Raw genomic sequence first — 10,055 nt, forward strand, 5'->3', positions numbered from 1 at the left:
CCCCAGGCTTCCGGCTTCCGGTCCCTGGCGCCAGGCGCCAGGCGCCAGGCGCCAGGGACCGGAAGCCGGAAGCCTGGGGGCCGGAAGCCGGGAGGCGAGAGCCGGGAGGCGAGAGCCGGGAGGCGCAGGGCCCGGAGGCGCAGGGCCGGGAGCCGGGCGCCGTGGACGGTGCCGTCCCGCGCCCCGGTCAGGGCGCGGGACGCGTCCGCCCTACGACAGCTGGGACTGCACCTGGCCGGAGATCAGCTCCAGGTGGTCCAGGTCGTCGAGGTCGAGCACCTGGAGGTAGACGCGCTGGGAGCCGATGGCCCGGTAGCGGCCGAGCTTGTCGACGACCTCGGCCGGGGAGCCGGCCAGGCCGTTGGCCTTGAGCTCGTCGACCTCACGGCCGATCGCGGCGGCGCGGCGGGCGACCTCGGCGTCGTCCTTGCCCACGCAGACGACCAGGGCGTTCGAGTACACGAGGTCGTCGCCCTTGCGGCCCGCCTCCTCGGCGGCCGCACGGACCCGGCCGAACTGGCGCTCGCTGTCCTCGAGCGACCCGAACGGCATGTTGAACTCGTCGGCGTACCGCGCGGCGAGCCGCGGGGTACGGACCGCGCCGTGGCCGCCGATGAGGACCGGCAGCTTGGCCTGTGCGGGCTTGGGCAGCGCGGGCGAGTCGGTCAGCTGGTAGTGGGTGCCCTCGTACGAGAACGTCTTGCCGACCTCGGTGGCCCACAGGCCGGTGACGATGGCCAGCTGCTCCTCCAGCCGCCCGAACTTCTCCTTGGGGAACGGGATCCCGTACGCCTTGTGCTCCTCCTCGAACCAGCCCGCTCCCAGGCCGAGTTCGACCCGGCCGCCCGACATCTGGTCGATCTGCGCGACCTGGATGGCGAGCACACCCGGCAGGCGGAAGGTTCCTGCAGTCATCAGGGTGCCGAGGCGGATGCGCTTGGTCTCGCGGGCGAGTCCGGCCAGGGTGATCCAGGCGTCGGTGGGGCCCGGCAGGCCGTCCGAGGAGCCCATGCGGAGGTAGTGGTCGGAACGGAAGAAGGCGTCGAATCCGAGGTCCTCGGTGGCCTTGGCGACGGCGAGGAGGGTGTCGTAGGTCGCCCCCTGCTGGGGCTCGGTGAAGATGCGAAGATCCATGCCTCCATCCTGCACGCTCACCGCCCGGTCAACGGCACCGGTCCCACCGGCGCCTTGGGGCCACGGTCGGGTGAAAATCCGTCAACCCGGCGCCCGGGACGGACGGGGTCAGTGACCGGCCGGAACGGTGATCGTTGCTCGGGAGGAGCCGGACCGCCCGGCACCCGCCGCCGGCGTCCGCTGCCGGCGCGAGCGCACCACGTGCCCCCTCGGGGGCGAGGGCCGAGGAGGCCGTCACATGTCCCAGGAAGCCGTGCCGGAGCAGGCTGCCGTGCCTGCGCAGCCGAAGGGTCTGCTCCAGCAGATGGAGGAGCTGATGGCTGCCCTGAACGCGGACCTGTCCCAGCTCGACGCGGAGTTCTCCGCGCCGCGGGCCGCTGCCGCGGAGGAGAGCGAACCCGCCTGAGCCGGAGCTCCGAGCCACGAACCCCGGCCCCGGCCGCGCCTTCCCGGCCGGGCGTTCGCTGTGTTCAGGGGCTGCACACCCTTCGACCCCTTCGACCCCTTCGACCCATTCGACACCCTTCGGTTCCCTGAGGTGAGTCGCTCGGCTGCGGGTGGGTGGGGGCTGGTCGCGCAGTCCCCCGCGCCCCTTGCAGAACAGAGGGCACCCCTTCCTTCGAGCCCGCGGGAAAGCTCGTGAGCAATCACGAACCACTCGCGGCCGAACCCCTCACCCCGCCGCCGCGTCTCTCTCCGAGAGCACCTGGTCTCTCACCGCCAGTCGGCGCAGCATTTCCAGCACCCGGTCCCGCGCCTCGTCCGCCGCGTCGATCGCCTCCATGCACTGCCAGTACGTCGCCTCGTCGTCCGCCCCGCTCGCCAGACCCACGAGCGCGATGCCGACCTCGCCCAGCAGGCCCCCGAGCCGCAGCAGCGACTCGTGGGCGTCGCCCAACTCGGTGAGCTGGGCGGCGCGTAAATCACCCACGCCGAGCGGCGGGGCGCCGAGTATGCCGCAGCCGCTGCCGGCCAGCTCGGTCAACCCCAGGGCCTCACCGCGCAGTTCGGGAGGTCCCGAGACCGCGAGGCGGCTCCCGATCGCCTGGGCGAGGGCATAGGACTGCCATGCCTCCGCCATGATCTGAGGTCCCTCGACGCTGCCCGCCAGAGCACGCCTGCTCGCGAAGATGAGCCGCACCGCATCCATGCGCTGCCCCCGACTTTCCCGACGCGCTCTCACACGTCCGCCCGAACTCCTGCCTGTTCATTACCCACAGTGAGGGCCGCTGAGACAGAAAGCCAGAGGAAGCCCGAAATCTGTGGATAACAAGTCGGCTGTGGACAACTCTTCAACTCCGGAGAGTGACAACCGGATGGGAGCGCTCAGCGTCGAGCGTCCTCAACGCTCCCCCGTTACCGGAAATCTCCGTTCGTTGCGGTCGATCTTCGCATCCAGCGCTGACAACGGGTCGATCCCCAGGACCTCGCAGAGCTGGAGCAGATAGGCGAGTACGTCGGCCACCTCGTCCGTGACGCGGTGGGCGGTCTCCGGATCCGACATCACGCGCGCCGACTCCTCGGGCGTCAACCACTGGAAGATCTCGACGAGTTCGGACGCCTCGACGCTCAGCGCGGAGACCAGGTTCTTGGGCGTGTGGAAGGGCTGCCAGTCGCGGGCGGCGGCGAACTCGGCGAGCCGCCGCTGCAGCGCCGCCACGTCCGGCCTCCGCTCAGGGCCAGGACCTCGCCCCGTTTCGGGTCCAGGACCTCGCCCCGTTTCGGATCCAGGGTCATGGCCCGTTTCGGATTCAGGATCATTCACGGTTCAGGTCTACCACCGTCACCCCCGCCACTCCGGCGGCCCAGGAGGCGTCGCTCACCGCGCCCACGAGCCGGATGTGCCCGCGCTCGCACATCCGGGCCGCCAGCCGCACCAACTCCCCCGCCTGCCGGGGGTCGAGGGCCCGGTCGAAACCGTCGGCGAGGACCGTGAGCGTCTGGAGGGCCGCCGGCACCTCCGCGGCCTGGTCGACCTCCAGCACGCCGGGCCCGGTGAACAGCACCAGGGCCAGCGCGAGATACCGCAACTCACCGTCCCCGAGCAGGCCCAGGGCCGTCCGCACGCCGTCCCCCCGGTCCAGCACCGCCCGCACCGCGCCGTCCCGCAGCGGCTCGGCGAGCAGATCGAGGACCGGCCCCGCACAACCGTCACGCACGGCACCGACGAGCAGCGCGTGCCGTCGGCCGCACTCCGTCCGCGTACGCCACAGCACGTCGGCCAGGTTGTCGCAGCCGCGGAGCAGCCGTCCGGAGCCGAGCGGCACCGCGGCGCGCATCCGGCCGGGGCGGGGGTCGCAGGCGTAGACCGAGCGGAGGGCGACCACCATCTGCTCGGCGGCGGCGAGGACCCGGCGCTGACCGTCCGTCTTGCCCGCGACGCGGAGCGGGAGCAGCGCGGTGCCGAGGCGGTCGTCGGGCAGGGGGCCGCGGGTGACCGGTGAGGAGCCGGCGGTGTGCCAGGCGGCCTGGACCACGGAGCGGCTCGGGTCGACGAGCGCCGTCTGCAGCAGGGTGAGCCCGCCGCACGTCAACCGCTCCCCCACGACACGGAGTTCGGGCTCGGCCTGGACGGCGATGTCGAGGTGCACGGGTCCTTCGGGGCCGTCGGCGGTGCAGCCGATACGGAAGCCCCGGCGCCGCTGCGCGTCGGGACGGGCCCGTTCCGGGACGCAGCCCGGCGGGTCGGGGAAGGCCTCGTCGAGGCGGGCGCCCCCACCGAGCCCGGCCAGCGCCTCGTACGCCCTGAGCGCGGTGGTCTTGCCGCTGCCGCTGCGCCCCGCGAGGAGGGTCAGCGGGCCGAGCGGGAGGAAGGCGTTCCGGTGCCCGGCGAAGGCGGAGAGCCGGAGTTCGGTGACGCTCGGCCGCTCCGGACGCGCCCCGGCGTCCACGCCGGACACCGACGGCGAAAGGGATGACACGGTCATATGCGGACACTAGGTGCCCGCCCCGCAGGTAAACCGTTCCGCCGAGTGGATCTTCCTACGATCGAGGGAGCGCCCACCCGCAACGAGGGCGCCCTGCCACAGGGAGAGCGCCCTGCGGGCAGGGCGCACCCCGAACCTCGACCCCGGGCGAGCCCGAACCGCAGCGCCGAATCGAGCCGGTGGGGCCCCGAGCGTCACACCCCCGGGATCCCGGCGCCCTCCATCAGGCCCCGCACCTCGGTTCCCGGTGGCGTGAGAAGGAACACGTTCCGGTCGACCCGGTGCATCCCGGACGCCAGGCCGAAGACGACGCCCGTACTGAAATCGAGCACCCGCTTGGCGGTGTCGGCCTCGGCGCCCGACAGGTCAAGCAGCACCGGAACGCCCGCCATCAGCGTCTCCGCCACCTCTCGGGCGTCCGCGAAGACGTTGACACGTAGCACCACGAAGCGGCGCCGGGCCTCGGTCTCGGCTTCCGGTATGGTCCGGTGGCCGACCGCGGACGGCCAGGCGTCCCGGCCCCGCAGCGGCACGACCTGGGCGAGCCCCTCCCACTGTTCGTCGGTGACATCGTGGCTGTTCACCCTGTTCACCGGCCTCCCCCCTGGCTCGCACTGAATGACTGCATCAGCCAATTCTTACGCATGGTCACCCGTTCGGCCCAACAGCGACACGGACCGCGACACCTGTGTCCCGACCGACGGCCCGAACCCGCCCTCACAGTCCCTCGCGCGGCCGTGTGTGGCGGGCGTAACGCCTCATGATCGGATCATGTGACACAGGCGTAACGGGCAATTCGTACGATCGAGCCTGCCGGCCGGCGATCCGGCGGCTGAGCGGAGGCCGACCGGCGGCCGTACCAGACGTCGACCGGACGCCGACCGGACGCCGACCGGACGCTGTGCCGGATGTCGACCGGACGCAGACCGGCCATCGCGCCGGACAGCGAACGGCCGGCACGCCGGACAGCGCCGGCCACCGCACCGACAGCGCCCGGTGGACCGACCGGACGACCGAACGGACGACCGACCGGAGACCCCGGACGCCGACAGAGAGGGGCCGCCCGTGGCCTCACAGGGCCCGCAGAGCACCACGACCCAGGTGCGGACCGTGTGCTCGTACTGCGGTGTCGGCTGCGGCATGCTCCTGGACGTCGGGATGGGCCCCGACGGCCGGCGCACGGTCCTGAAGGCGTCCGGCGACAAGTCCCACCCGGCGAACTTCGGCCGCCTCTGCACCAAGGGCGCGACCACCGCCGACCTGCTCGCCGCGCCCGGCCGCCTCACCACCGCCCTCGTGCGGGACGACCGGGGGGACGGACCGGTGCCCGCGCCCGTCTCCGACGCGATCGCCGAGACCGCCCGGCGGCTGCGCGCGATCATCGACGAGCACGGGCCCGACGCGTTCGCCTTCTACGTCTCCGGCCAGATGAGCCTGGAGGCCCAGTACCTGGCGAACAAGCTGGCCAAGGGCTTCATCCGCACCAACCAGATCGAGTCGAACTCCCGGCTGTGCATGGCGAGCGCCGGCACCGGCTACAAGCTGTCGCTGGGCGCCGACGGCCCGCCCGGCTCCTACGACGACCTCGACCGGGCGGACGTCTTCCTCGTCATCGGCTCGAACATGGCGGACTGCCACCCGATCCTGTTCCTGCGGATGATGGACCGGGTCAAGGCGGGCGCGAAACTGATCGTCGTCGACCCGCGCCGCACGGCGACGGCGGAGAAGGCCGACCTCTTCCTCCGGATACGCCCGGGCACGGACCTCGCCCTCCTCAACGGACTGCTGCACCTGCTGCACGCGAACGGGCACACCGACCCGGACTTCATCGCCGCCCACACCGAGGGCTGGGAGGCGATGCCCGACTTCCTCGCCGACTACGCGCCGGACGCCGTCGCCGAGATCACCGGCATCCCGGCGGACGACATCCGCGCGGCCGCGCGGCTGATCGGCGAGGCCGCCGAGTGGACGAGCTGCTGGACGATGGGGCTCAACCAGTCCACGCACGGCACCTGGAACACCAACGCGCTCGTCAATCTGCATCTGGCGACCGGCGCGATCTGCCGCCCCGGCAGCGGGCCGTTCTCGCTCACCGGCCAGCCCAACGCGATGGGCGGCCGCGAGATGGGCTACATGGGGCCGGGCCTGCCCGGTCAGCGGTCCGTGCTCGTGGCCGAGGAGCGGGCCTTCGTCGAGGATTTGTGGGGACTGGAGCCGGACTCCCTGCGCGCGGACGGTGTCGGCAAGGGCACGGTCGAGATGTTCCAGAAGATGGCCGACGGGGAGATCAAGGCCTGCTGGATCATCTGCACCAACCCGGTCGCCTCGGTCGCCAACCGCAGGACCGTGATCGAGGGGCTGGAGGCCGCGGAGTTCGTCGTCACCCAGGACGTCTTCGCGGACACCGAGACCAACGCGTACGCCGATGTAGTGCTGCCCGGTGCGCTGTGGACCGAGTCCGAGGGCGTCCTCGTCAACAGCGAGCGCAACCTCACGCTGGCCGCGCCCGCCGCCGACCCGCCCGGCGAGGCGATGGCCGACTGGCGGATCATCGCGGCCGTCGCCCGTGAGATGGGCTTCGAGAAGGGCTTCGCGTACGACAGCGCCGAGCAGGTCTTCGAGGAGATCAAGCAGGCGTGGAACCCGAAGACCGGGTGGGATCTGCGCGGTGTGACGTACGACCGGCTGCGGTCGGGGTCCGTGCAGTGGCCCGCGGCTTCGGAGGACGGGCCGGCGCGCAATCCGATCCGCTACGTGGTGGCGAACGGGGTCGCGAACGGTGCCGGGGACGCGAACGATGACGGCGCGGCGGGCGGCGAGGGCGCGACGGGGCGGGGGTTGCTCTTCCCCACGGCCAGTGGCCGGGCCGTGTTCCACGCACGCCCGCACCTGCCGCCCGCCGAGATGCCGGACGACGACTATCCGTTCGTGCTCAACACCGGGCGGCTGCAGCACCAGTGGCACACCCTGACGAAGACCGGCAGGGTCGCCAAGCTCAACAAGCTGAACCCCGGGCCGTTCGTGGAGGTGCACCCTCGGGACGCGCGTGGACTGGGCGTCCAGGACGGGGACTCGGTGGAGGTCGCCTCGCGGCGGGGGCGGGCCGTCCTTCCGGCGGTGGTCTCCGACCGTGTGATGCCCGGGTGCGTGTTCGCGCCCTTCCACTGGAACGACCTCTTCGGGGAGTACCTGAGCATCAACGCGGTGACGAGCGACGCGGTGGACCCGCTGTCGTTCCAGCCCGAGTTGAAGGTGTGCGCGGTGTCCCTGGCGAAGGTGGCGGCACCGGCGAGGGTTCCGGCGCCGGCCGGCATCGAACCCACGGGGGCGTCCGTGCCGGTGCCCACCCCGACGTCGGTCCCGGTACCGGAGGCCACCCCCGTACCGGCGGCGGTGACCGTGCCGTCCGCCGTCGCCCCGGCCGCCAACCCGTTCGGTCTCGAACCCTCGCCGCCGCCCGTCCTCTCCGCCCAGGAGCGGCAGTACCTCACCGGGTTCCTCGCCGGGCTGGGGTCCGGGGTGCAGGGGGTGCCCGTGCTGCCGGCGGACGCGCCGTTCGCGCCCGAGCACGCGGTGTGGGTGAACGGCGTGCTCGCCGGGATGTACTCGCGGACGGCGGCGCCGAGCGCGGCACCCGCCTCGGTCGAACCCGCCGGACGCGAGGTCGTCGTGCTGTGGGCCTCGCAGACAGGGACGGCCGAGGAGTTCGCGACGGCGGCCGCCGAACATCTGGGGGCGGCGGGGCACCGGGCGACGCTCGTCGGGATGGACGAGGCGGCGCCGGACCGATTGCCGCTCGACGCCGACCTGTTGCTGATCACCAGTACCTTCGGGGACGGCGACGCTCCCGACAACGGCTCCGGGTTCTGGGACGCGCTGTCCCGGCAGGAGGCCCCCCGCCTGGACGGCGTGCGTTACGCCGTGCTGGCCTTCGGGGACTCCTCGTACGACGACTTCTGCGGGCACGGCCGCCGACTGGACGCCCGGCTCGACGAGTTGGGCGGGGTGCGGCTCGCCCCGCGCACGGACTGCGAGCCGGACTACGAACCGTCGGCGGACGCCTGGCTGGGCCAGGTCATCACCGCGCTCGGCAGGGGGACGGACGGGAGCGAGGGCGCTGATGGCGGCCTGCCCACAGCTGCGGGAACAACACCGCAGGGCTCCGCGACCATCGCCGCTCCCCGGGTCATCGCGCCCTCGTCACCGCCCGCCGCCCCCCGCTCCGCGCGCCCCGTGCCCGCCGCCGCCCGGCTGGTCGGCAACCGGCTGCTGAGTCTGCCCGGAGCGGGCAAGGAGGTGCGCCGGTTCACCTTCGACACCAGCGGGACGGGACTGTCGTACGAGGCGGGCGACGCCCTCGGTGTGCGGCCGGTCAACTCCCTCGGCCTGGTCGCCGAATGGCTGGCGGTGACCGGCCTGGACGGCTCGACTCCCGTGACCGTCGACGGGGTGGGCGAGGTGCCCTTCGCCGAGGCGCTGCACCGGCATCTCGACATCACCCGGATCACCTCGGACCTGCTCCGCTTCGTCGCCGAACGGACGCGGGACAACCGGGAGTTGAAGAAGCTCATGCGTCCGGACAACAAGGACGGGCTGGCCCAGTGGTCCTGGGGGCGGCAAGCCGTCGACGTGGTCGCGGAGTTCGCCGTCCGGGCCTCGGCCCAGGAATGGGCCGGCGTCTTCAGGAAGCTGCAGCCCCGCCTGTACTCGATCTCGTCGAGCCCGCTCGTCGACCCGCACCACATCTCGCTCACGGTGTCGGTCGTGCGGTACGAGAACCTGCGCGGGCGTCCGCGCGGCGGGGTCTGCTCCCCCTTCCTCGCGGACGGCGAGGCGGACCTGGAGGTGCCGGTCTTCGTCCAGCGCTCGCCGCACTTCCGGCCGCCCGCCGACCCCGTGACCCCCATGATCATGGTCGGTCCCGGCACCGGCGTCGCGCCCTTCCTCGGCTTCCTCCAGGAACGGCGGGCCCTCGGCCACCGGGCACCCAACTGGCTGTTCTTCGGGGAGCAGCACCGGGCGACGGACTACTACTACCAGGACGAGCTGACGGACCTTCAGGACTCGGGCGTGCTCAGCAGGTTGGACACCGCCTTCTCCCGTGACCAGCGTGCCAAGGTCTACGTCCAGGACCGGATGCGCGAGCACGGGCCGGAGCTGTGGCACTGGCTCCAGGACGGCGCCCGCTTCTACGTGTGCGGTGACGCCTCCCGGATGGCGAAGGACGTCGACCGGGCCCTGCGGGACATCGCGATCACGCACGGCGGACTGACCGAGGACGAGGCGGCCGCGTACGTGAAGCAACTGGCCACGGAGAAGCGGTACGTACGCGACGTGTACTGAGCGGGTGCCGGCGCGCGAGGCGGACCCGGTCGAACACCGCTAGGGCTCTTCTGATGGATCTCCGTGGAGGAAGGAGCGGCGTCGTGGGGGTCCCTCCCGCTCGAGCGGAGCCGAGAGTGGGGGAGCGCACGCTCGGCGTGCGGCGTGCAGGGTCTTGTGGCGGAGCCACCTGGCCCTTCACGCCGTGCGGCGAGCGTGCGTGCCGGGCGTCGTGACGCCGCGGAGATCCATCAGAAGAGCCCTAGGTCCGGGCGCAGTTCGCGGGCCGGCCGCACCGCCTCGGTGGACGCCGCTCCCCCTCCGGATGGGGACGTGCACGAGTCGCCACACGTGACTTTGCCATCTCTTTACAACGCGTTCCGCCGCTGTCTCGTCTCTCCGCTCGGTACGTGACGCCGCCCCAGACCGGGCAACCGGCCGGGCGGCGGCCCACGGAGCCGTTCGACAGAGACCCGACCAGAGAGAGCGACCCATGCGCCGAACCTTCCTCAGTGCCGCGGCACTCGCCTTCACCGCCGTGCTGGCGACCGCGCTGCCCGCGCTCGCCGACGACACGAGCCCGACCGCCGTACCGCAGGAGGCTTCCAAGGCGGCGACCCCGGCCCCGTCCACCCCCGCCACGGACTCCGACGGGTGGTCCGTGGCGGGGGT

At 72.4% G+C, this 10,055-nt stretch carries 7 protein-coding genes and 1 pseudogene; 3 read left to right on the plus strand and 5 right to left on the minus strand.

What is annotated here, in order from left to right; all coding sequences use genetic code 11:
• Positions 1-210: 210 nt before the first annotated feature.
• On the minus strand, positions 211-1,134 hold the full coding sequence (locus tag P1P70_RS33530) for an LLM class F420-dependent oxidoreductase (protein WP_319244532.1): 924 nt from the start codon (positions 1,132-1,134) through the stop codon (positions 211-213).
• A 238-nt stretch (positions 1,135-1,372) separates the two neighbouring features.
• On the opposite strand from P1P70_RS33530, the gene P1P70_RS33535 reads away from it, so the two are divergent.
• Positions 1,373-1,540, plus strand: a complete 168-nt coding sequence (locus tag P1P70_RS33535) for a hypothetical protein (RefSeq protein WP_177261818.1) — start codon at positions 1,373-1,375, stop codon at positions 1,538-1,540.
• A gap of 267 nt (positions 1,541-1,807) precedes the next feature.
• On the opposite strand, the gene P1P70_RS33540 is transcribed toward P1P70_RS33535, so the two are convergent.
• The 4 genes from P1P70_RS33540 to P1P70_RS33555 all read right to left on the minus strand — a co-directional run bounded on the left by P1P70_RS33540 (position 1,808) and on the right by P1P70_RS33555 (position 4,645).
• Complete coding sequence (locus tag P1P70_RS33540) at positions 1,808-2,284, minus strand: DUF6099 family protein (RefSeq protein WP_033525220.1); 477 nt, start codon at positions 2,282-2,284, stop codon at positions 1,808-1,810.
• Between the two features lie 192 nt (positions 2,285-2,476).
• A complete protein-coding gene (locus tag P1P70_RS33545) occupies positions 2,477-2,794 on the minus strand; it encodes a nucleotide pyrophosphohydrolase (RefSeq protein ID WP_319244535.1) in 318 nt (105 codons plus the stop codon).
• A gap of 97 nt (positions 2,795-2,891) precedes the next feature.
• Entirely contained in the window at positions 2,892-4,061 is a 1,170-nt protein-coding gene (locus P1P70_RS33550) for an ATP-binding protein (RefSeq protein WP_319244537.1), read from the minus strand.
• A 194-nt stretch (positions 4,062-4,255) separates the two neighbouring features.
• Complete coding sequence (locus tag P1P70_RS33555; protein WP_319244539.1) at positions 4,256-4,645, minus strand: cell division protein SepF; 390 nt, start codon at positions 4,643-4,645, stop codon at positions 4,256-4,258.
• 481 nt (positions 4,646-5,126) lie between these two features.
• Here P1P70_RS33555 and P1P70_RS33560 point away from each other — a divergent pair, with 481 nt between their 5' ends.
• Together P1P70_RS33560 and P1P70_RS33565 are read left to right on the plus strand one after the other, a co-directional pair.
• Entirely contained in the window at positions 5,127-9,404 is a 4,278-nt protein-coding gene (locus P1P70_RS33560; protein ID WP_319244541.1) for a molybdopterin-dependent oxidoreductase, read from the plus strand.
• A gap of 472 nt (positions 9,405-9,876) precedes the next feature.
• Positions 9,877-10,055 (plus strand): annotated as a pseudogene (locus tag P1P70_RS33565) (sortase-dependent protein); the annotation flags it as partial.

This window comes from Streptomyces sp. MB09-02B, assembly GCF_033794485.1.
Taxonomy (GTDB): Bacteria; Actinomycetota; Actinomycetes; order Streptomycetales; family Streptomycetaceae; genus Streptomyces.